At 37.5% G+C, this 22,636-nt stretch carries 17 protein-coding genes, 2 pseudogenes and 1 riboswitch; of the genes and pseudogenes, 13 read left to right on the plus strand and 6 right to left on the minus strand.

Translation table 11 applies throughout. The features are described from left to right. Positions 1-111: 111 nt before the first annotated feature. Positions 112-309, plus strand: coding sequence for a hypothetical protein (locus tag CCC20_RS09325; protein WP_003063895.1), 198 nt, complete (start codon positions 112-114; stop codon positions 307-309). A 222-nt stretch (positions 310-531) separates the two neighbouring features. Here CCC20_RS09325 and thiT read toward each other — a convergent pair whose 3' ends face one another. The 4 genes from thiT to nrdH all read right to left on the minus strand — a co-directional run bounded on the left by thiT (position 532) and on the right by nrdH (position 5,315). Further along, complete coding sequence (gene thiT, locus CCC20_RS09330) at positions 532-1,098, minus strand: energy-coupled thiamine transporter ThiT (protein ID WP_041974048.1); 567 nt, start codon at positions 1,096-1,098, stop codon at positions 532-534. Positions 1,099-1,174: 76 nt separating this feature from the next. Beyond that, a riboswitch (TPP riboswitch) is annotated at positions 1,175-1,272 on the minus strand. 94 nt (positions 1,273-1,366) lie between these two features. Then, a complete protein-coding gene (gene nrdF, locus CCC20_RS09335; RefSeq protein WP_003063899.1) occupies positions 1,367-2,329 on the minus strand; it encodes a class 1b ribonucleoside-diphosphate reductase subunit beta in 963 nt (320 codons plus the stop codon). A gap of 526 nt (positions 2,330-2,855) precedes the next feature. After that, on the minus strand, positions 2,856-5,015 hold the full coding sequence (nrdE, locus tag CCC20_RS09340; RefSeq protein WP_003063901.1) for a class 1b ribonucleoside-diphosphate reductase subunit alpha: 2,160 nt from the start codon (positions 5,013-5,015) through the stop codon (positions 2,856-2,858). A 72-nt stretch (positions 5,016-5,087) separates the two neighbouring features. Next, positions 5,088-5,315 carry a glutaredoxin-like protein NrdH gene (gene nrdH / locus CCC20_RS09345; protein ID WP_003063903.1) on the minus strand — a complete coding sequence of 76 codons (228 nt, stop codon included), beginning with the start codon at positions 5,313-5,315 and terminating at the stop codon, positions 5,088-5,090. 285 nt (positions 5,316-5,600) lie between these two features. Between nrdH and acnA the strand changes: the two genes are divergently transcribed. The 8 genes and pseudogenes from acnA to CCC20_RS09385 all read left to right on the plus strand — a co-directional run bounded on the left by acnA (position 5,601) and on the right by CCC20_RS09385 (position 14,763). Beyond that, positions 5,601-8,264 carry an aconitate hydratase AcnA gene (gene acnA, locus CCC20_RS09350; RefSeq protein ID WP_013851633.1) on the plus strand — a complete coding sequence of 888 codons (2,664 nt, stop codon included), beginning with the start codon at positions 5,601-5,603 and terminating at the stop codon, positions 8,262-8,264. Positions 8,265-8,267: 3 nt separating this feature from the next. Then, positions 8,268-9,386, plus strand: coding sequence for a citrate synthase (locus tag CCC20_RS09355; RefSeq protein ID WP_003063907.1), 1,119 nt, complete (start codon positions 8,268-8,270; stop codon positions 9,384-9,386). Positions 9,387-9,414: 28 nt separating this feature from the next. Next, on the plus strand, positions 9,415-10,590 hold the full coding sequence (gene icd, locus CCC20_RS09360; RefSeq protein ID WP_013851634.1) for an NADP-dependent isocitrate dehydrogenase: 1,176 nt from the start codon (positions 9,415-9,417) through the stop codon (positions 10,588-10,590). Positions 10,591-10,669: 79 nt separating this feature from the next. Further along, the gene (locus tag CCC20_RS09365; RefSeq protein ID WP_013851635.1) at positions 10,670-11,473 is read left to right on the plus strand and encodes a putative ABC transporter permease; all 804 of its coding nucleotides are present in this window, start codon (positions 10,670-10,672) and stop codon (positions 11,471-11,473) included. Positions 11,474-11,744: 271 nt separating this feature from the next. Further along, positions 11,745-12,554 (plus strand): HAD family hydrolase, encoded by an 810-nt coding sequence (locus CCC20_RS09370; protein WP_013851636.1) that lies wholly within the window; start codon positions 11,745-11,747, stop codon positions 12,552-12,554. Then, the gene (locus tag CCC20_RS09375; RefSeq protein ID WP_013851637.1) at positions 12,555-13,478 is read left to right on the plus strand and encodes a LacI family DNA-binding transcriptional regulator; all 924 of its coding nucleotides are present in this window, start codon (positions 12,555-12,557) and stop codon (positions 13,476-13,478) included. A gap of 38 nt (positions 13,479-13,516) precedes the next feature. Then, positions 13,517-14,311: pseudogene (locus tag CCC20_RS09380) on the plus strand (YdcF family protein). Positions 14,312-14,382: 71 nt separating this feature from the next. Then, positions 14,383-14,763, plus strand: coding sequence for a RidA family protein (locus tag CCC20_RS09385; RefSeq protein ID WP_003063919.1), 381 nt, complete (start codon positions 14,383-14,385; stop codon positions 14,761-14,763). Positions 14,764-14,832: 69 nt separating this feature from the next. On the opposite strand, the pseudogene CCC20_RS09395 reads toward CCC20_RS09385, so the two are convergent. Both CCC20_RS09395 and CCC20_RS09400 read right to left on the minus strand, forming a co-directional pair. After that, a pseudogene (locus tag CCC20_RS09395) lies at positions 14,833-17,459 on the minus strand (acyl-CoA dehydratase activase-related protein). A 15-nt stretch (positions 17,460-17,474) separates the two neighbouring features. Next, positions 17,475-19,250 carry an acyl-CoA dehydratase activase gene (locus CCC20_RS09400; protein WP_003063923.1) on the minus strand — a complete coding sequence of 592 codons (1,776 nt, stop codon included), beginning with the start codon at positions 19,248-19,250 and terminating at the stop codon, positions 17,475-17,477. A gap of 292 nt (positions 19,251-19,542) precedes the next feature. Between CCC20_RS09400 and CCC20_RS09405 the strand changes: the two genes are divergently transcribed. The 4 genes from CCC20_RS09405 to CCC20_RS09420 all read left to right on the plus strand — a co-directional run bounded on the left by CCC20_RS09405 (position 19,543) and on the right by CCC20_RS09420 (position 22,240). Further along, complete coding sequence (locus CCC20_RS09405) at positions 19,543-20,154, plus strand: TetR/AcrR family transcriptional regulator (RefSeq protein WP_003063924.1); 612 nt, start codon at positions 19,543-19,545, stop codon at positions 20,152-20,154. Between the two features lie 72 nt (positions 20,155-20,226). Then, the gene (locus CCC20_RS09410; RefSeq protein WP_003063927.1) at positions 20,227-20,985 is read left to right on the plus strand and encodes a DUF1003 domain-containing protein; all 759 of its coding nucleotides are present in this window, start codon (positions 20,227-20,229) and stop codon (positions 20,983-20,985) included. Between the two features lie 51 nt (positions 20,986-21,036). Next, a complete protein-coding gene (locus CCC20_RS09415) occupies positions 21,037-21,279 on the plus strand; it encodes a hypothetical protein (protein WP_238374719.1) in 243 nt (80 codons plus the stop codon). Between the two features lie 79 nt (positions 21,280-21,358). Next, positions 21,359-22,240 (plus strand): DUF4832 domain-containing protein, encoded by an 882-nt coding sequence (locus CCC20_RS09420; RefSeq protein ID WP_003063930.1) that lies wholly within the window; start codon positions 21,359-21,361, stop codon positions 22,238-22,240. The last annotated feature ends 396 nt before the right edge of the window (positions 22,241-22,636 follow it).

Here is a 22,636-nt window from a genome sequence, read left to right on the forward strand (position 1 = left end):
TTATATGATATATCGAATACGACATCTTTAGTAGCTAATGACTTTAACAGTTCGGTAGCTCAAATTATTTATGGTGCTATTGTTATGCTCGTTTCTTTCACCAATGTCTAGATGTATTCAGAATTAACTAATGTTGTGACCACAAATGCAGCAGAAGCAGCTGCAAGAAGCTATTGTAATGAATGGATTGGCTTGGATATTGCTATAAAAGCCATTGGTATGCTATTGAGCATGACCATTTTCTCGCAAGCCATGATGTGGGTTGTACTTTTTTACCGCTGTTATCATCGTCGTCTCAAGGTCAATTAAAAAAACACGCTACAAACGTGTCAGAGCGTAGACAAACCCTCTCAACAGTATAAATATTGTAAATTTAGAGTGTATCTATCGATTTGAATAAACTCTTAGAAATGCTGATATAACGGTGTTCCTAAGGTTTTTTATTTTTTAACAAAAAGAAAAAAAGATTGAAGAAAAATATCCAAAATGGACTTTTTCTTCAATCTGACGCTACAAACGTGTTTTTTTGTTTTATCTCTTAACTAAGAAAAGTTTTCCTTGTGTCGGAATGATAATAGTTAGCGCTAAAATAACAAAAATCAAGGTTAAAATCCCAGCTGTTCCATTAACGGTAAATGAATACCAGTAAGGCGACATTCCTTTTGGCGCATAATTGCCCCAGAAAATAAAGCCAGCGACGAAGTGCCAGAAATAGCGAACAAAGACAGCTAAAACAGCACCACCTGTTGCGTAAAATAAAGCACGTCCTTTATTGTCCTTGACCAGAGCATTTTGAAAAGGAACGGTAAAAATCCCAGCTAATCCCATGGAAACAAAGGCAAGGATATATTCAATAAGTACTTGTGATAAAGCTAAATACCAAACTTTACCAAGGATAAAATGCAGCAAGCCCCAAATCAGTCCAGCTAATATGCCATATTTTGTTCCTCGACGTAGTGCAAAGAGAACCAAGGGAATAGCTCCAAACGACGGTGTGAACCAGCTTGCAAAATCTGGAATATAAGATAAAGCCATGGCTAAAGCAGCTACCAAAGCTGTTTCAATCAAAGCAGACAGTTGAGAATTTTTTGACGACATCATTAAAAGCTCCTTTATTATACAAAGGAGCTTAATTTTCTGATAATATGTGCAATGATATTCAAAACAAAGTTTAAAACGGTCATGTCACAATCCCTACGCTCGTACTAACGAGATCAGGTTATCAGGATTTCGCAAATGCGATCTCAGCCAGAGGCACTCCTTTGTGAATCTAATCACCTATAGTCTAGCATGGAAGATAGTTTCTTGTCAAGATTAGTTTTCATGTTTTTTAAAAGTTATCACACATTTTCAAAATTAGTTCAGACTAGAGACCATAATTGTAATCGTCATCTTGCATGGCTTCAACAGAACCAAGGAGATAACCATTTCCGACCTGACTAAAGAAGTCGTGATTAGACGTTCCTGTTGAAATACCGTTCATAACAATAGGGTTAACGTCATTAGCAGTATCTGGGAAAAGAGGATCTTGCCCTAGATTCATCAGAGCTTTATTGGCATTGTAGCGTAAGAATGTCAATACTTCATCAGTCCAACCAACACCGTCATACAGCGATTTGGTATAATTTTCCTCATTTTCGTAAAGTTGATAAAGTAAATCATACATCCACTCACGAAAATTGTCTTGTTCTTCTTCAGATAATTCATTGAAACCAAGTTGGAATTTATAGCCAATGTAAGTGCCATGAACAGATTCATCGCGGATAATCAATTTGATAATTTCAGCAACGTTTGCCAATTTATTATTGCCAAGATAATAAAGTGGTGTGAAAAAACCTGAATAGAATAGGAAAGTTTCTAAGAAGGTAGAGGCAACTTTTTTTTGTAGTGCGTTTCCATTTTCATAAATATCATTGATGATTTTTGCCTTTTTTTGCAGGTAGTCATTGCTATTTGTCCATTCAAAAATGGCTTCAATTTCAGATTTTGTGTTAAGTGTTGAAAAAATCGATGAATAAGATTTGGCATGAACTGACTCCATGAATTGAATGTTATTCAGAACAGCTTCCTCATGGGGGGTTCTGACGTCCGCACGAATCGCTTCGACGCCAGATTCAGATTGCATGGTATCTAGCAAAGTTAATCCGCCAAAGACTTTTCCGACAAGGTCTTTTTCCTCTGCTGACAATTTACGCCAATCATCAAGGTCATTTGATAACGGAATACGCGTATCAAGCCAAAATTGCTCCGTCAACTTTTCCCAAGTTGATTTATCAATGATGTCTTCAATCTCGTTCCAATTAATGGCTTCATAATAAGTTTGTGACATTTATATTCTCCTAAAAGTGATTAAGAAAGCCAGCCAAACGACTGGGATTTCAGAAATAGTATTTAAATTTTTAAGATTGTTTTTTTCATGGAGTAAGCTAACCTAGCAAGAGCAAGGTATTTTGCCAAGAGTGAAAGTTACCCCAATGCTAACACCTTTTTGAATTCCTAAGCGAAAGTAGTTACTGTTTGATTTTAGCTTTTGTAGAACAAGTATAAGTTTTTAAAAGATTACGCCATGTCATTATGACTTGCTAATAGTTGTTCGATAAAGTCACACCACATAATTAATCGATTTGATACTAGTTGATTAATGGAGTTGGTAAAGGAGTTAACCATTTCGCTATAACGTTTTACGTCTTGCTATTAGGTCCTTTAGGACCAATACGAGTATTGGAAAAGGTTACGACACGTAATTAATCGACTCGATACTAGTCGATTAATGGAGTTAGTAAGTGAGTTAGCCATTCGCCATAGCGAATAGCGTAGTCTGACAGACGTTTTAACGTCTAGTCAGACTTACTCAGTTAAATTACACAGCTTTCGCATTGGTTTGAGCCGACTTCATCACCGTCATCGGTAAAGGTACGGATGTAGTAGATTGATTTAATGCCTTTATTAAAGGCGTAATGGCGCAGGATAGAAAGGTCACGAGTGGTTTGTTTGCTTTGCGTTTTCCATTCATAGAGGCCTTGCGGAATATCGCTGCGCAGAAAGAGCGTTAGTGACAATCCTTGGTCAACGTGTTCAGTCGCCGCAGCATAAACATCAATGACTTTTCGCATATCCATATCATAAGCAGAAGTGTAATAAGGAATAGTATCTGTAGATAAACCAGCAGCTGGGTAATAAATCTTACCAATTTTCTTTTCCTGACGTTCCTCAATACGTTGCGTAATCGGGTGAAGTGACGCAGAAACATCATTAATGTAAGAAATAGAACCATTTGGAGCAACTGCTAGACGATTTTGGTGGTAAAGTCCGTCTGTCATCACAGCATCGCGGAGCTTAGCCCAATCTTCACCACTAGGAATAAAATGTTCTGCAAAGAGTTCTTTCACACGGTCAGATTTTGGGACAAATTCACCTGTAATGTATTTATCAAAATAGCTTCCGTCAGCGTATTTTGAGTTTTCAAACCCTACAAATGTTTGCTTGCGTTCACGAGCGATATGATTTGATTCCACCAAAGTCCAATAATTCATTAACATAAAGTAAATATTGGTAAATTCAATGGATTCTGGGCTACCATAATGAATGTGATGTTGAGCTAGGAAAGTATGAAGCCCCATAGCACCAAGTCCAAAGGTATGCGCTTGTTCGTTGCCATGCTTGATTGTTGGCACAGCTTCAATAGATGAGGTGTCCGAAACAAAGGTCAAGGCGCGTGTCATAGCTTTGATAGAACGTCCAAAATCAGGTGAAGTCATCATATTAACCACATTTGTTGAGCCCAAATTACATGAAATATCAGTTCCCATTTTGACAAATTCTTGAGCGTCGTTAATCACGCTAGGGGTTTGAACCTGAAGCACTTCTGAACAAAGATTTGACATGATAATTTTACCGTCAATTGGATTGGTACGATTAGCTGTATCAATATTGACCACGTAAGGGTAACCAGATTCTTGTTGTAATTTTGAAATTTCAGTTTCCAAATCACGTGCTCTAATTTTGGTTTTGACGATATTTGGATTAGCAACCATTTTGTCATATTCAGCCGTAATATCAACATAGCTATAAGGTACGCCGTATTCACGCTCAACACTATATGGGCTAAAGAGATACATCTCTTCGTTATTGCGAGCTAATTCGTAAAATTTATCAGGCACAGTGATACCAAGTGAGAGAGTTTTGACACGGATTTTTTCGTCAGCATTCTCTTTTTTTGTTGATAGAAACGCCATGATATCTGGGTGGAAAACATCAAGGTAAACAGCACCAGCCCCTTGACGTTGCCCCAGTTGGTTAGAATATGAAAAACTATCTTCAAAGAGCTTCATGACAGGAACAACACCAGAAGCTGCCCCTTCATAACCCTTGATAGGAGCACCAGCCTCACGCAGATTTGAAAGACTGATACCAACACCCCCACCGATACGGGACAATTGTAGCGCTGAATTAATAGAACGCCCAATCGAATTCATGTCGTCAGTTACTGAAATGAGAAAACAAGAGACAAATTCACCACGGCGACTACGACCAGCATTTAAAAAGGAAGGTGTAGCAGGCTGATAGCGTTGATGAATCATTTCAGTTGCCAAATCACGTGCCAATTCTTCATTACCGTCAGCAAAATAAAGGGCATTAAAAAGAATACGGTCTTCAATGCTTTCCAGATAATGTTTACCGTCATTTGTCTTTAAAGCATATTGCTGATAAAACTTATAGGCGGCCATGAAAGATTTAAAACGAAAGCCTTGTGCTTGCAAATCCTTAGCCACAGTCTCAATAAAATCTGGCGTATACTTGTTGATAAATTCTGACTCGATATAATCATTATCAATCAAATAGTTGATTTTATCGATAATCGTGTCAAAAGTCATTGAATATGGAATGACATTTTCACGAAAGAAAGCTTTAAGGGCTTCTTTATCTTTATTCAGGGGAATTTGTCCATTCACAGGACGGTTAATTTCATTATTAAGGCGAAAATAAGAAACATCGCCGAGATTTTTAAGACTCATAAAGTAAGATACCAACGCTCATTAATTGAAGTGTGGTAACTCCTTTCTAATTTTAATTTAATTATAGAAGGTTTAGATAATTTCTTTTAATTTTGCAGGTTGAAAGCCAGAAAAAATAATGTCACCTGCTTTAATGACTGGCGCAGCAGAGAAGCCAAGGTCTTTTACATAATCAATCATCTCAGGACGTTCGTCGATGTTGATTTCTTGGTAATCAGCTCCCTCTTTATCCAAGAGTTTTTTTGTCATTTTACACTGCATACAGTTATTTTTTGAAAAAATTGTGATTTTATTAGCCATTAGGGCATCCTCCTAAAAAATATTTCCTTATGGGAAACTCAATGCTAATTTAGAATAACCAAAATTAGTCAAAAAAGCAAGAAAAATCTCTCGAAAAAACACAATATGTAGTATTTAAAAATGATATAACACACAAAATATTGTAAAATCAAGTTTTTTAGAAATGCTAAAGTTTTATATTATATGATATGTCATAAAACCTAACACGATATTATAGGTTGTACTTGACTAAATATTCTGAAAGCTGTATAATTAAAAAAATTTATTATATTTCGGGGGTTGTACATGACAGAATTTTTATCAAAGTTTTCCTTAAAAGATAGTGAGTATTCGTATTTTAATCTTGAAGAAGCGGTTTCACATTATGGAGGAGATATCAAGAAAATCCCTTACACTATTCGTATATTACTTGAAAGTTTACTCAGAAAGTATGACGGTGTAGATGTTACAAAAAATCACATTAAAAATTTAGCAACTTACAATCCTAAAAAAACAGGCGGAGAAGTTCCGTTCAAACCAAGTCGTGTCATCTTACAAGATTTTACAGGCGTTCCTGTTGTTGTTGACCTTGCGTCAATGCGTGATGCCATTGTTGCCAATGGTGGAGATGCTGAACTTATTAATCCAGAAATTCCAGTTGATTTGGTTATTGATCACAGTGTCCAAGTCGATTTCTTTGGCTGTGACACAGCTTTAGAAGATAATATTAACCTTGAATTTAAACGTAACAATGAACGCTATGAATTTTTGAAATGGGCAGAAAAATCGTTTGATAACTACCGTGCGGTGCCACCTGCAACTGGTATCATTCACCAAGTTAACATTGAATTCCTTAGTGATGTTGTCATTGAAAAAGAAGGCATGCTTTATCCAGACTCAATGTTTGGTACTGATAGTCACACAACAATGATTAACGGTATTGGTGTCCTTGGTTGGGGTGTCGGAGGTATCGAAGCAGAAGCAGCAATGCTTGGTGAAGCATCGTTCTTTCCAGTTCCAGAAGTTATCGGTGTTCGTTTGACAGGTAAACTTCCTAAAATTGCCACCGCTACCGATTTAGCTCTTAAAGTGACACAAGTTCTTCGTCAAGAAAAAGTTGTTGGTAAATTCGTTGAATATTTTGGTGATGGTTTATCAAATCTTAGCCTTGCCGAACGTGCCACCATTGCCAATATGGCACCAGAATACGGTGCAACTTGCGGCTATTTCCCAATTGATGATGAAACGCTCAATTATATGCGTTTAACAAACCGTAAAGAAGACCATATTGCTTTAACAAAAGAATATGTCAAACACAATAATCTTTTTTACGACCCAGAGCATCAAGCGGAATACACTAAAGTCGTTGAAATTGATTTATCAACAATTTCACCAAGTATTTCTGGACCAAAACGTCCACAAGATTTGATTGATTTGACACAAGCCAAACAAACTTTCCAAGAAAGCTTAGTTCGTGAAGCTGGTGTTCAAGGCTTTGGTTTGACAGCTGATGAAATCAATAAAAAAGCAACCGTTCATTTTGATGACCAAGATATTAAGATTCAAACAGGACATGTGGCTATCGCAGCTATCACATCATGTACAAATACCTCAAACCCTTACGTCTTGATGTCAGCTGGTTTGCTTGCGAAAAATGCTGTTGAACGTGGCTTGCGCGTAGCTCCAACAGTTAAAACATCACTTGCTCCAGGGTCTAAGGTGGTTACAGGTTACCTACGTAATTCTGGTTTGCAAACTTACTTAGATACACTTGGCTTTAATATTGTCGGTTATGGTTGTACGACATGTATCGGTAACTCAGGTAGCCTTCGTCCAGAAGTGGCAGAAGCTATTACAGAGACAGACTTGTTAGTATCTGCTGTTTTATCAGGTAATCGTAACTTTGAAGGACGTGTCAATCCGCTTGTCAAAGCAAACTTTCTTGCTAGCCCACCACTTGTTGTGGCATATGCACTTGCTGGAAATACAAATATTGATTTAACAACAGAACCACTTGGTTTTGATCAAAATAATGCACCTGTTTATCTTAAAGACATCATGCCAACCAATGATGAAGTGGCAGAATATGTCAATAAATACGTGACACGTGAATTGTTCGAACAAGAATATGAACACGTCTTTACAGATAGTGAAAAATGGAATCAAATTCCAACAGAAGAAAGTAAGATTTACCGTTGGAATGAATCGTCAACTTATATTCAAAATCCACCATATTTTGACAAGCTAGGTGATGATTTAGCAATTAAGCCATTGAGAAATCTTAAGCCATTAGCCAAATTTGGTGATAGTGTGACAACTGACCACATTTCACCTGCTGGTAATATTGCTAAAAATAGCCCAGCTGCTAAGTATTTAGATAATCATGGTGTTGATTACGTTGACTTCAACTCATATGGTAGCCGTCGTGGTAATCACGAAGTCATGATGCGTGGAACATTTGCCAATATTCGTATCCAAAACCAATTAGCGGACGGTAAAATCGGCGGTTACACAAAATACAACGGCGAAATCATGCCAATTTATGACGCTGCTATGCATTATAAAGAAGATAATGTCGATACTTTAGTCATTGCAGGTAAAGATTATGGTATGGGATCTAGTCGCGACTGGGCTGCCAAAGGTTCTAACCTTCTTGGGGTTAAAGCTGTTTTGGCTGAAAGTTTTGAACGTATTCACCGCTCAAATCTTGTCATGATGGGTGTATTACCATTGCAATTCTTAGAAGGTGATACAGCAGAAAGTCTTGGTTTGACTGGTCTTGAAACATACGATATTAATCTTTCAGAAACTCCTAGTATTCACGATATTGTTGATGTTGTGGCTCGTGATGAATCAGATGAAAAGCACTTTAAAGCCATGGTACGTTTTGATGCCGATGCTGACATTCGTTACTATAAAAACGGCGGTATCTTACCAATGGTTGTTAGAAAGAAATTGGAGGACGCATAATCTATGACAGGAGGAAGCGGATTAAAAGATTTAATGGCTTGTAATACCTATATTAGTTCAATTATTGATGATAATTTATCCTATGCAGGTTATAATATTTCTGAATTAGTGGATAACGATGCTAGTTTTGAAGAAGTGATTTACCTTCTTTGGAACTTGCATTTGCCAAATAGAGCAGAGCTTGGTAATTTTGTGAAAGAACTTCGTGAAAATTATGCCATCAGCGATGCGGTTGAACAATGCATTATGATTCAGTCGCGCAGCCATTTGCACCCAATGAGCGTGCTTCGTTCAACAGTTAGTTTGCTTGGTGTGTATAATGTCAATGCTGAAGATAGTTCTGAAGAAGCAACATATGAACAATCTATTCAATTAATGGCTAAAATGCCAACTATTATTGCAACTTTTGCGCGTTTACGTGATGGGAAAACACCAGTGGCTCCACGTGAAGATTTAGGATTTGCAGCGAATTTCCTTTATATGTTAAGCGGTGAGGAGCCAACACCATTGCAAGTAAAAGCCTTAAATCATGCCTTGGTTTTACATGCTGACCATGAATTAAATGCATCTACATTCGCAGCGCGTGTCTGTGCGTCAACATTGGCTGATATTTATTCTTGTGTGACAACTGCAATTGGTACGCTTAAAGGACCACTTCACGGTGGTGCTAATGAACGTGTCTTTGACATGTTAACTGAAATTCGTGAAATGGGTGATACCAAAGCGTATTTGAAAGAAAAATTAGATTCGCAAGAAAAAATCATGGGCTTTGGTCACCGTGTTTATAAAACACAAGACCCACGTGAAAAATATTTGCGTGAAATGGCACAAGCTCTTACCGAAGGTACTGAAAACGAAGTGTGGTTCAACTTGTCACGTGAAATTGAAGATTACATGAAACACACTAAAGGGCTTATTCCAAATGTCGATTTCTATTCGGCAACGGTTTACCATGTTCTTGGTATTGATAGCTCGATTTTTACCCTTATTTTTGCAATGAGCCGTGTATCAGGCTGGATTGCTCATATTCAAGAACAACAAAAAAATAACAAATTGATTCGACCACGTTCTCATTATACTGGAGAGCTCGGTTTGAAATACACACCACTTGAAGAACGCTAAAAAGCCTTAGAAAGGAAAAACGAGAAAAATGGCAGATAAAATCATTTTAGAAAATGGTCACTTGACTGTTTCTAACAATCCAATTATCCCTTTTATTGAAGGGGATGGTGTTGGACGTGACATTTGGAAAAATGCGCGTGCTGTCTTTGATGCAGCGATTGATAAAGCTTACCAAGGTCAGAAAAAAGTTGAATGGCTTGAGCTTTTGGCTGGTAAAAAAGCGCATGAAGCAACAGGAGAATGGTTACCAGAAGCAACTCTTGAAACGATTAAAGAAGATTTGGTCGCTATCAAAGGTCCGCTAGAAACACCAGTTGGTGGTGGGATTCGTTCACTAAATGTTGCCCTTCGTCAAGAATTGGATTTATACGCTTGTGTGCGTCCTGTTCGTTATTTTAAAGGGATTGAAAGCCCACTTAAAGAACCAGAAAAAACAAGCATTACTATTTTCCGTGAAAATACGGAAGATATTTATGCAGGTATCGAGTGGAATGCTGGCACAGAAGAAGTGAAAAAAGTCATTGATTTCTTGCAAAATGAAATGTCTGTCAGCAAGATTCGTTTTCCTGAAACAAGTAGTATCGGAATCAAACCAATCTCACAAGAAGGTAGTGAACGTTTGATTCGCTCTGCGATTGAATACGCTCTTGCTAACAATTTGACTAAAGTCACTCTTGTTCACAAAGGAAATATTCAAAAATTCACAGAAGGTGGCTTCCGTAGCTGGGGTTATGACCTTGCAAAACGTGAATACGCTGACGAATTAGCCAGCGGAAAATTGGTGATTAATGACATTATTGCTGATAATTTCTTGCAACAAATTTTGCTTAATCCTGAAAAATTTGATGTTGTGGCTTTGACAAACCTCAATGGTGACTATGCTAGTGATGCCCTTGCTGCCCAAGTTGGTGGTATTGGAATCTCACCAGGTGCCAATATCAACTATTTAACAGGTCACGCTATTTTTGAAGCAACACACGGAACTGCACCAGATATTGCTGGTAAAGACATTGCCAATCCATGCTCTGTTCTTTTGTCTGGTTGCATGTTGTTTGATTACATTGGTTGGACAGAAGTAGCTAGTTTAATCACAGCAGCGATTGAAAAAACATTTGCACAAGGTCAATTTACAGCTGATTTGGCGCAAGAAAAAGTAGCCTGCTCAACAAGTGGATTTGCAGCAAAGCTTATTGAAAATTTGTAAAACAATAACCTAGAACACGTCTTGTTCTAGGTTTTTTGATATAATGAAAATAGTTTGAATTTTAGAAGGTTGGAGTTTTATGACATATTCATTGGCAGACATTATCTTTTTGTTTTTTATTTATTCGTTTGTAGGCTGGCTTTGGGAGACGGTTTATTGTTCGATTAAGGATAAGAAGTTTGCTTATCGTGGTTTTTTAGTGGGACCGTATTGTCCAGTTTATGGCTTTGCAGTGACAACGGTTTTACTAGCGACAGAGCCGTTTCAGAGCAATATTTTATGGCTGTTCTTGAGTGGTTTGCTTGTAGCAACAGCATTTGAATATGTTGCAGGTTGGTTGCTAGAAACGGTCTTTCATATGAAATTATGGGACTACAGTCAGGAGTTTGGTAATATTCAGGGACGTATTGCACCGCGGATATCACTTTTCTGGGGATTTGGAATTGTTGTTCTCGTTAAATTTATTCAACCAGGAGTGATGGGGCTAATTAATCACCTGAATGATTGGTTAGCATTAGGTATTGTTGTTGTGATGACTGCAGATTTGATTTGGACAGTTGTCGATACGGTGAAATTCCAACAAGCTGCTACTGCTTTTGAAAAATACGTTCGTGCCGAGCAAGAAAAATTACGCGAATCAGTGCGAACAGAAGTTGCTGATTTAACACAGCAAGCTGAAGTCTTTAGCAAACGTTTGGAAAATTTACGACTTCACATCAATGAAACCTTGAGAGAAAAAGAAATCGAGCCATTCCGTTTCAATCAACGTCGTATGCTTAGAAACTATAAGAATTTCCGATTAACAACAGCGCCATTCTTAAACGAAATTCGCAAACAAACAGCTGCCTTAAAAGAAAAACGTAATGAGAAAAACAATCATTAAGATAATAAAAGCACCCTAACGGTGAGAATTCATCTCGCTAGGGTGCTTTTTACGTCATGTCAATGTTTTAGTTACTATGAGGTTGGAAACGTATTTTTAGAATTGACAATGACTAGTCAAATAGCTAATTACATTACTGATTATACACGATTAATAAAGAGAAAAAAGTTTTTTGTAACTATTTGAAAAAAATTCTTTTAAAAAAGAGCTTGACCTGGAACGCGTTTCATAAATTATACTTTAGTCAAATCAAACAAGCGAGGTAAAAAAGATGATTAAACGTATTTTTTCAGACATGGATGGAACGCTTCTTGACAATACTGGCGCAGTTTCAGAGGAAAATGTTTCTCTGATTAAATCAGCTGGCATTCCGATGACCTTGGTATCAGCTCGTGCTCCAATGGAAATGATGGCAGCGATTAAAAAATTAGATTTGACGGGTGCGCAAGTTAGCTTTAATGGTGGTTTGATCTATCGTGTTGAAGGTGGTCGTATCCTTCCGATTCACAGTCAACCAATAGCAAAAGGAGATGTTCATACTCTTCTTGGCGCGATTCATGAGAAATTTCCAGAGGTCAGTTTGTCATACTATGATTTGCATAAATGGTATTGTCATGAGATTGACAAAGGAATTCTCTTTGAGCAGAAGCTTACGCAACAAAAGCCGACACGAACAATGCTGCTCAGCCATTTCTTAAAACCCAAAAAAGAGATTTATAAGTTAATGATGATTGTCTTTGATGAGAAAGCGTTAACAAATCTACAAGAATTTGTGCTATCATTAGGGATAGATACGGTTGCGGTGCAGCAATCAGGAAATCATTATTTGGAAATCACTCATGCGGCGGCTAAGAAGTCAGCTGGTATTGATTATATCATGCAAAAAGAAGCTTTGAGCGAGGGAGAAACTGCGGTTTTTGGCGATGGGCACAATGATTTGCCAATGTTTGAACGGACGAGTTTTCCAATTGCAATGGCAAATGCTAGCCCAGATGTGATTGCCCAAGCTAAATTTATCACATTGGTTAACCAGTGCAATGGTGTTGGTTATGGAATTCATAAATTTTTGAGGAATGTTTAAATGGTAACAATCAGAGATATTGCAGAACGAACGGGTTATTCTAAAGCGACGGTGTCACGCGTGCTTAACAATCATCCTTATGTGTCAGATGACGTGCGTCGAAAAATTCAAGCGGTGATAAAAGAGCTTAATTATACGCCAAATTTGGTCGCAAAAGAATTGAGTGCTGGAAAGACTAATAAAATTGCGGTTGTTATTCCTCACAATCGTCATCCCTATTTCACTCAGCTATTGAATGGTATGCTAGATGAAAGTAAGAAAACAAACCATAGTTTGCTTTTACTACATTCGGGCTACAATGAGCTTTCGGAACGTGAGTATTTAGAACAATTGCGTGGTCGTGCTTTTGACGGGCTTATCTTTACGTCACGTGAATTGCCGATAGAGACCATTGCATCTTATGCACAATACGGTCCCATTCTTTTATGTGAGCCGATTGACAATCCTTTTTTGAAATCAGTCTATGTTGACCGCTACCAAGCTTATAATGATCTTAATGCCTATTTAGTTGAAACGGGCATTAAATCACCAGCCTATCTTTTTACGAGAGCTGATGAAGCTAGTGCGACTTATCGGACAATGGTTTCTGTTTTAGAACATTTTCCGCAATATCAAAATTCAGCTGTTTTTAGTGGCATTTCTAATTTTCAAGACGGTTATAATTGGGCAAAACAGTTTACGCAGGATTTTGATGCAATTGTGACGAATGAGGATCAAATGGCTTATGGTGTTATCAAGGCTTTTAAGGATGATGGCAGAACTTTGCCGTTGATTATCGGGCAAGAAAATCAGCATATTAGTGAGTTACTTGGGATTCCGTCAGTAGAGCATTATTCTTATGAACTGGGAAAATTAGCAGTACGTCAGATTTTGGCTGATGAAAATAATCCCCTTGCCATTCCGTCAAAATTCATTCGACGTTAGTGTCAAAAGAAATCAGAAAAATTCTCGGAGACTTGCCAATGGAAAATCAAAAAATTGCAGAAAATCTTAATATCCTTGGTCAATTTTGTGGCAAAAGAGATGTTGAGGAACTTAATCAGAAAAACTTGCATGAAAAATATGGAATAGAAAAAGTAGATGTTATGGTTCTTTTTGGCGGTAGCATTCTTGCTGGCGGTGATGTACTGGCTAAGGCTATCAAAGATGATATTGCAGAGCATTATATTATTGTTGGTGGTGAAGGACATACAACGGCTACCTTGAAAGAGCAGATTCACAAAGAATATCCCTTAATTGCCGTAAATAGCTTGACAGAAGCTGAACTTTTTCAACAATATCTTTTGACTGTTTATCAAATCCAAGCTGACTATCTTGAAACCAAATCAACAAACTGTGGCAATAATATCACGAATTTGCTCAAATTAATGAAGAACAAAGGCATTGCCCACCAGAGTATCATTTTATGCCAAGATGCTACTATGCAATATCGTATGGAAGCAACATTACGAAAATACCTTTCAAAAGATACGGTAGTGATTAATTACGCAGCTTATCGAGCTTACCTGAATTATCAAGATAAACTCACCTACGCAACAAAGATTCATGGCATGTGGGATGTTGACCGCTATATCAATTTATTAATGGGTGAGATTCCAAGATTAACAGATAATGAATAAGGTTATGGACCAAATGGAAAGAATTTTCTAGCTCATGTGGATATTCCTAATAGAGTAGTAGCTGCTTTTGAAGCTCTAAAACCTATTTATGGCAATAACATCAGAAAAGCCAATCCCAAATATTCCTCAGTTTTATAAGTTATAAAATGTTTTAATTTTCAGAATATTTTGCTATAATAGAGCTACTTAATTGAGAGAAGGAGTTTATCATGGCAAAAACAATTCACACAGATAAAGCACCAGCGGCAATTGGACCTTATGTTCAAGGAAAGGTCGTTGGTAATTTCCTATTTGCTTCAGGTCAAGTGCCTTTGTCACCTGAAACTGGTGAAATTATCGGAACAACTATTCAAGAACAAACTAAGCAAGTTCTTAAAAATATTTCTGCTATTCTTGCGGAAGCAGGCACAGATTTTGACCATGTGGTTAAGACAACTTGTTTCCTTAGTGATATGAATGATTTTGTACCGTTTAACGACGTTTACGCTACGGCATTTAAGGCTGATTTTCCAGCACGTTCAGCAGTAGAAGTCGCTCGTTTGCCAAAAGACGTCAAAGTTGAAATCGAAGTCATTGCTTATCTTGACTAATTTTATTTTGGGCTTAAGTTTGAACTGGTAGCAGTTGATTTCTGCCTACGCTAACAAAGAAACTCCCGCTTAGTTAGAAGCTAAGCAGGAGTTTTTTGTGTTAATTAGCGCTTGTGAGTGTTGCTTTTTGCATTTTTTTGCAGTTGTCATCATCAAGCGAATGCGGTTTAATTGGTTAACTTCTGATGAACCTGGGTCGTAATCGATTGGAGTAATATTAGCAGCCTTGTATTGACGACGAAGTTCTTTAACCATACCTTTACCAACGATGTGGTTTGGTAAACAACCGAATGGTTGGAGACAGACAATATTTTTAACATCATTGTTGAGCAATTCAATCATTTCACCTGTTAGGAACCAACCTTCACCAGTGTGGTTACCAATTGAAATAATCTTAGAAGCACCTTCGGCAATGTCATAGATAGACTCAATGCCTTCAAAGCGTTCAGATTTTTCAAGGGCTTTATTCATTGGTTTTTCAAGGAGATTAATGGCATCAATACCAAGCTTAGCGAAGCGTTTAGCTTTTTGGCTCATATTAAGCTCGTCAGCTTTCCAAATTTGGTTGAAAAGTGAATAATTCATAAAACCAATAAGTCAGGAACAACAGCTTCACCGCCTTCATTTTCAATGATAGAAACGATGTCGTTGTTAGCTGTTGGAGCGTATTTGACAAGGATTTCTCCAACGACACCGACACGAGGTTTTTGTCCGAAATCAACGGTTTCAAGGCTATCAAACTCTTTGATGATACGTTTCATGTTATGATTAAATTCAAAATATGAACCTGACATCACATTTTTACGAGCAATTTCAAGCCATTTGTCATAAAGGGCGTTAGCAGAACCCGGAACAGCTTCGTATGGGCGAACACGATAGAGCACACGTTCGAATAAATCACCATACAAAACGCTGATGAGTAGGCGTTTGACGAATGAATAAGTGAGGCTCCAACCTGGTGTTTCTTCGGTACCTTGATTTCCCATAGAAATGGAAACCACAGGAACTTGAGGGAAGCCAGCGTCTTTCAGAGCTTTACGTAAAAGTGGAATGTAGTTAGTTGCACGGCAACCACCACCAGTTTGGGTCATCATAACGCTGGTATTATCAAGGTCATATTTGCCGCTTTGAAGAGCTTCAATCAATTGACCGATAGAAATGATAGCAGGGTAGCAGGCGTCATTATGGACGAATTTCAACCCGACTTCAACGGCTTTTCTGTCCATTGCAGGTAAAATGACAACGTTGTAGCCAGCATGTTTGAAGGCTTCTTCGATAAGACCATTTTGGTGAATTGGAGAAAGCATTGGCATAAGAAGCGTGTGTGTCTTTTTCATTTCTTTAGTAAAGACAGGTTCTTTGGGTTCTTCTTCCTCATCGAATTGGTTATCAAATTGTGGTGCTTGATTGAAAATGTGGTCAAGATTAGCTTTTTTGAATTTTTTATCACGTTCTTCAACGGCAGCTTTGAGGGAACGGAGACGAATTCGGATAGCACCGAGGTTACTACCTTCGTCAATTTTGAGTACGGTATATAGTTTGTTGTGACCACGCATGATTTCTTCGACTTGGTCAGTTGTTACCGCGTCAAGTCCGCAACCAAAGCTGTTTAGTTGAACAAGCTCAAGGTTTGGATTTTTAGAAACCACCTTGGCAGCCGCATAAAGGCGAGAATGGTAAACCCATTGGTTCACAACACGAAGTCCTGAAACTTCTTCAAGACCAGCTACCATATCTTCTGTCAAAACATGGAAGCCTTCTTGCGTGATGATATTGGCAATACCATGGTTGATTTCAGGGTCGAGGTGATATGGACGACCTGAAAGGACAATAGCCTTTTCACCTTTGAGAGCAAGAGTAGATAAGAGTTCATCAGCTTTATCTTGCAAATCTTGTTTGAAATCAGCTAGCGCTTGATAGCCATGTTCAACAGCATTTTGAATATCTTCAGCTGTAATATCTTCGTATTTGCTGAAAGCTTTAATCAATGATTTTACAACAGATTCGTGGTCAGCCAAGTTAACAAAGGGATGGAAATATTTCACCTCACCATTACGGATAGGGTCCATATTTTTTTCGATAACTTCTGGGTAACTTTGAACGATTGGGCAGTTGTAGTGATTAGGCGCTTTGCTATTTTCGATTTGTTCGTAAATAACACTTGGGTAGAAAATAGCGTCAACTTTTCGGTCAATCAAACTTTGAATGTGTCCATGTACCATTTTGGCAGGATAACAAACGGTATCACTAGGAATAGTTTCAATCCCTTTTTCAAATAATTTTTTATCAGATTTTGGTGAAAGTTGAACACGGAAACCAAGGTCTGTTAAAATAGTGTGCCAAAGTGGGTAATTTTCATACATGTTAAGCACACGAGGAACACCGATAATGCCGTGTACAGCATCTCGTTTAGTAAGTGCTTTGAACTTAAAGAGTTTTTTATATTTATAATCAACGAGGTTTTCTTTTTGATTGCTGCGGTCAAATTTGATTTTAGTGACTTTTTCAGCTCCGCGTTCACAACGGTTACCAGTGACAAATTTTGAGCCATCGTTGAAAATCGTCACCGTCAATGCGCAGTTGTTTTCACAAAGTCCGCAACGTGTGAATTCTTTTTGGGTTGTGAAATGATCTAGTTCGTCAAGCCCCATTAAGCTTGATTTGGCACGATTATGTTCAAGTAATGTTTCGGTCATGCTTCTCTCCTTTTACTAGACTGTTGCCATTTCAACGGCAGGTGCTTGAGCGGTTTCGTCTTCGTATTTTTCTTGGGCAATAATGGCGCAGCCGTAAGCTCCCATTAGACCAGCAATACTTGGACGAACAACTTCGCGTTCACTGACCAATTCAAAGGCACGGAGCACCGCTTCATTGTAGAAAGTACCGCCTTGGACAACAATTTTTTCACCTAAATCTTCAGGACGTTTGAGTTTAATAACCTTATAAAGCGCATTTTTGATAACAGAATAGGAAAGTCCTGCAGAAATATCAGCAACAGTAGCGCCTTCTTTTTGCACTTGTTTGACTTTTGAGTTCATGAACACTGTACATTTTGAACCGAGGTCAACAGGGTGTTCAGCTAGTAAAGCAACTTGTGCAAAGTCTTTAACGTCGTATTTAAGTGATTTGGCAAAGGTTTCGATGAAAGAACCACAACCAGATGAACAAGCTTCGTTCAATTGAATACTTGAGAGGGCGCCGTCTTGAACGCTCATAGCTTTCATATCTTGCCCACCAATATCGAGGATGAAATCAACACCAGGGTTGAAGTAATTAGCGGCTTTGAAGTGAGCAACGGTTTCGACTTCACCATAGTCAACGTGTAAGGCTGCTTTAATCAAATTTTCACCATAACCTGTTACGCAAGAGCGTGCGATAAAGGCTGTGTCTGGTAATTGGCGATAAACTTCTTTAAGAATTTCGATAACATTTTCAAGTGGTTGCCCTTGGTTGTTGCCATAGTGTTGGAATAAAATGGCACCTTCGGGATCAGTCAAGACAACCTTTGAGGTTGTTGAACCCGCATCAATTCCTAGAAAGACTGGACCAGAAGCTTTGGCAATATCTTTATATTCAACACTTGCTTCATTGTGGCGAGCGCGCCAAGCGTCTAATTCAGCTTGGTCTTTGAAAAGAACATCTAGTGTATTTTTAGGAACTAGCGATTTTGAAGTGTTATTTTCAAGGTTATGAATGATTTCTGATAGTGCTAATTGCGCTTGGTCTTCATCTAAGGCAGCTCCCATGGCAACGAAAAGTTGCGGATTTTCAGGGAAAATAACATTTTCTGGTTTAATATTGAGTGTTTCAATGAAACGTTGACGAAGTTCACTCATAAAGAACAACGGTCCGCCAAGAAAGGCAATATTTCCAGAAATTTTACGCCCTGAAGCCAAACCAGCAATGGTTTGATTAACAACGGCTTGGAAAATAGAAGCCGCAATGTCCTCTTTACGAGCCCCTTCATTAATCAATGGTTGGACGTCTGTTTTGGCAAATACCCCACAACGACTGGCGATTGGGTAAATCGTTTCGTAGCCTTTGGCTAATTCATTAACGCCGTTGGCATCTGTTTTCAAAAGCTCTGCCATTTGGTCAATGAAAGCTCCTGTACCACCAGCGCATGTTCCATTCATGCGCTGTTCAAGAGCATCACCAAAGAATGTCATCTTAGCATCTTCACCACCAAGTTCGATAACAACATCGGTTTGTGGAATGAATTTTTCAACGGTAGTGGTAGCGGCAATAACTTCCTGAACAAATGGAATTTTTGCCACATCTGCCAAACCCATTCCCCCTGAACCTGTGATAGCAATACTGACTGCTTGGTCGCCGATTTCTGAAATAGCTTCCTTTAAAACTTTAATTGTTGCTGTTTTGACATCTGAAAAGTGACGTTCATAACGTGAGAATAATAATTGATAGTTATCGTCGAAGATGACAACTTTAACAGTTGTCGATCCGACATCTATACCTGCTTTATACATATAATAAAATACTAAAAGTGTTAGAGGGCGGTGGGAGTGAGATGAAAATCGAATTTCTTAGAAAATTTTCCCCCTTATCCACGCAAATAGGTCTTTAACACTATTTTTTCCTTTCTTTGTTTTACCTAACACAGTGTTACATTGCCAACAATCTGTTGCTTATTCAACAAACCGTTTGCTATAATAGTATTATAGAATACTTATTGTCAAATTCAATCGCTAATTTTTTAAGTTGTGTTGTTTAAACAACACATGTTCAACAAACTGTTGTTTATCTTGGAGGAATAAACTAATGAAATTTACAGATATTCGTTATTTAAGAACTGAGAAATTGATTTTTGATGCTTTTGCCAAACTACTCAGCGAAAAACCTTACGAAAAAATTACAGTGCAAGATATTGCTGACGAAGCGATGATTAACCGTGCTACTTTTTATGCTCATTATGCTGATAAAGATGAATTACAGAAAGGAATTCAACAGCAGGTGTTGGGAGAAATGTCTGCGATGATTGATGGTGCCCAAATAACAAATGGTAATCGTGTGAAGGTAAAAAGAGCTGAAAAACTACTAGCTGATTTTTACCATGATTTGGAGAAAAATTCCGCTATTGCTAAAATAGTTTTGCGCAGTATTTCACAGGAAATCATGCAAGAAAAATTTGGTACTTTGTTACACGAAAAATATGATCATCTGCTTGCTAAGCTGAATGTTACAGAATCTGGCGAGCAGGTTCCGACAGAATTTATCGTTGCCTACCTAACCAGTATCTTCACAGGAACCTTGTTATGGTGGATAAAATCAGATTTTGCTATGCCAGCTAAGGAATTGGCACGTTTGGTACTTACACTTATTAGTAATGGTCACTTAACCGTCATGGGAGTCATTATTGATCGGGAGGACTAACACAAAAAGCTGAGAAATCAGTTTTTTTATTTTTATTTTGTTATAATGGGAGGAAATAGAAAGAGTGAATTTATGAATGATGAAAAGCTAATTTGTGATGGTATTGATCATCAGTTGTACCCAATGGTAGAGGGAGTATTTCTCTCTGAGTTGGATGTTCGTTTGCGTAATCTTATTAAGAAAAAACATCCTGAATTAAAGGAAAATGATTTTATTAGCAATAAAAATTTAACACATTACCGTGTGTTATTTCTGGATGAAATGGTTAATAAAGCAAATCGGAAGAATGATTTTATCCGTGAATTAGTTTACGATGTATCTAAGGATAACCGTTATACTGCATTGGATGTTCAAGGTCAATTGGATAAAAAACTGACTTTTGGTCAACGAATCGCTGATGATGTAGCACGTTTTGGTGGTTCATGGACATTTATCATTTCATTTATTGTTTTTATGGTGATTTGGATGGCAGTAAATGTTATCAAGCCTTTTGGAATTGCTTTTGATCAGTATCCGTTTATTTTGCTGAATTTAGCCTTATCAACAATTGCAGCTATTCAGGCACCTTTGATTATGATGAGTCAAAATCGAGCTTCAGAATATGACCGCCTACAAGCTAAAAATGATTATAATGTTAATAAAGTTTCAGAGGAAGGTATTCGACTGTTACATGCGAAGCTTGACCATTTGGTCCAACAAGATCAATCAGATTTGTTAGAAATTCAAAAACTACAAACAGAAATGTTAGCGTCTCTTACTAATCAAGTTATTGAATTGCAAGAGCAAAATAAAGAATTGCTTGAAGAAATGAATAAAATAACACTAAAATAGAAATAAGCCAATGTGTTTTAAGAGAGGACGAATATGAAAAATGGTATAGTAATGACCTTATTTACGCTATTGATGGTATTAGCGATGTTTCTATTATTCTATTTTATTTATGATGTCAAACCTGGTAATATGAAGAAAAATTTTACCTATTCAAAAAAAGTTATTAGTAATCCCTTGATGGGATACGCACCTGCTGCAATGGAAGAAATAGTGGCGGATGATGTTACCCTTCTTTATGTGGACATTACTTGGCGAGAATTAGAGCCTAAAGAAGGTATTAGGAGATTGGTATGATTCAGATTGTGGAAAAGGTTTTTCGCCGAACTATAATAGTGAAGAATTAATTACTGCCTATGAAAAAACTATTCAAGCAATGGGAGATCGTTGGGGTGATGAGGAATTGATAAGTTTTATTGAATTAGGTGGATTAGGACATTGGGGAGAATGGCATGTTGATAGTACCGCGGGTGTTCGTCAATTGCCAGACGAATCTGTTCGTGAGCGGTATGTCGTGCCTTGGTTATCAGCTTTTCCGAATGCCAATTTACTCATGCGTCGGCCGTTTAGAATAGCGAGTGAAAATGATTTAGGGTTGTATAATGACATGGCTGGAAATTGTGAAGCAACTCAAGAATGGCTAGATTGGATTGATTCAGGAGGCATCTATTCAGAAACGGGAGAAAACGATTTAGTAATGATGTCTGATGCTTGGCAAACAGCACCAATTGGTGGTGAATTAACAAGTTCAGATAGCTTAAGTAGCCTTTTAGGAGATAAACTTTCACAGACGACAAGTTTAGTAGCTCAGTCACATACAACATTTTTAGGACCAAAAGTTGCCGAAGATATTGGTGACAATAAGACTGGCTATAATGAACTATTAAAAAATATGGGGTATCGTTTATGGGTAACATCTGCAAGCATCAAGCAAGAGTCAACGCAAAAAGTTGTTCTTAATATTACCTTAAAAAATTCAGGAGTTGCACCATTTTATCGAAATTGGACGACTTATGTTTATTTAAAAAACAAAGGTACCAATCGTATTAAAAGGATTAAACTAGATTTAAATGTAGCTAAAATTCTTCCTAATGAAGAGAAATCCATACCTATTGAACTTCCTATAAGTAATGTAAAGAAGTTACGGGAAAATTATAGTATCTCTTTAGGGATTGTAGATCCCATGACAAATAAAAATGCGATTCACTTTGCAGTATCTGGACAAGAAACTGCTGATACATTGCTTTTGTTTGATTAGTAAAAGTAAGTATAAAAATCCAGAAGAACAATATGTCAAATTTTAATCTAATAATTGAAGACAAATCACATTTTGGGGATTTGTCTTTTTCTGTTTACAGGAGTTGCTAATGATTTTAAGGGGCATAAATTTAGCTTATTGTCTCATTTGAAAATTGATGTATTTCTGTTTGTTAATAGTAAGTTTAACACGGGAGTAGCTACAAGCATCTTGTACAGATTAATTGATAGTAATTTGATACTCTGAGTAGAGATAACTTCGATATATGTTTGTAGGGGAGGTTGCCATTATTGTTTTTTCGATATATTTTGAAAATGGCTAGATTATATGTAGGAATCATTGATAAGTGATACTAAGCTTGAAATGTTTCATTGTTTGATACGTGAAGTAAATATT

This window comes from Streptococcus sp. LMAG:39 (genome assembly GCF_008680485.1).
GTDB lineage: Bacteria > Bacillota > Bacilli > Lactobacillales > Streptococcaceae > Streptococcus > Streptococcus pasteurianus.

Coding starts and splice junctions, on each gene's coding strand:
- CCC20_RS09325 (WP_003063895.1), top strand. CDS start 112: ATGTATTCAGAATTAACTAATGTTGTGACCACAAATGCAGCAGAAGCA.
- thiT (WP_041974048.1), bottom strand. CDS start 1,098: ATGTCGTCAAAAAATTCTCAACTGTCTGCTTTGATTGAAACAGCTTTG.
- nrdF (WP_003063899.1), bottom strand. CDS start 2,329: ATGTCACAAACTTATTATGAAGCCATTAATTGGAACGAGATTGAAGAC.
- nrdE (WP_003063901.1), bottom strand. CDS start 5,015: ATGAGTCTTAAAAATCTCGGCGATGTTTCTTATTTTCGCCTTAATAAT.
- nrdH (WP_003063903.1), bottom strand. CDS start 5,315: ATGGCTAATAAAATCACAATTTTTTCAAAAAATAACTGTATGCAGTGT.
- acnA (WP_013851633.1), top strand. CDS start 5,601: ATGACAGAATTTTTATCAAAGTTTTCCTTAAAAGATAGTGAGTATTCG.
- CCC20_RS09355 (WP_003063907.1), top strand. CDS start 8,268: ATGACAGGAGGAAGCGGATTAAAAGATTTAATGGCTTGTAATACCTAT.
- icd (WP_013851634.1), top strand. CDS start 9,415: ATGGCAGATAAAATCATTTTAGAAAATGGTCACTTGACTGTTTCTAAC.
- CCC20_RS09365 (WP_013851635.1), top strand. CDS start 10,670: ATGACATATTCATTGGCAGACATTATCTTTTTGTTTTTTATTTATTCG.
- CCC20_RS09370 (WP_013851636.1), top strand. CDS start 11,745: ATGATTAAACGTATTTTTTCAGACATGGATGGAACGCTTCTTGACAAT.
- CCC20_RS09375 (WP_013851637.1), top strand. CDS start 12,555: ATGGTAACAATCAGAGATATTGCAGAACGAACGGGTTATTCTAAAGCG.
- CCC20_RS09385 (WP_003063919.1), top strand. CDS start 14,383: ATGGCAAAAACAATTCACACAGATAAAGCACCAGCGGCAATTGGACCT.
- CCC20_RS09400 (WP_003063923.1), bottom strand. CDS start 19,250: ATGTATAAAGCAGGTATAGATGTCGGATCGACAACTGTTAAAGTTGTC.
- CCC20_RS09405 (WP_003063924.1), top strand. CDS start 19,543: ATGAAATTTACAGATATTCGTTATTTAAGAACTGAGAAATTGATTTTT.
- CCC20_RS09410 (WP_003063927.1), top strand. CDS start 20,227: ATGAATGATGAAAAGCTAATTTGTGATGGTATTGATCATCAGTTGTAC.
- CCC20_RS09415 (WP_238374719.1), top strand. CDS start 21,037: ATGACCTTATTTACGCTATTGATGGTATTAGCGATGTTTCTATTATTC.
- CCC20_RS09420 (WP_003063930.1), top strand. CDS start 21,359: ATGGGAGATCGTTGGGGTGATGAGGAATTGATAAGTTTTATTGAATTA.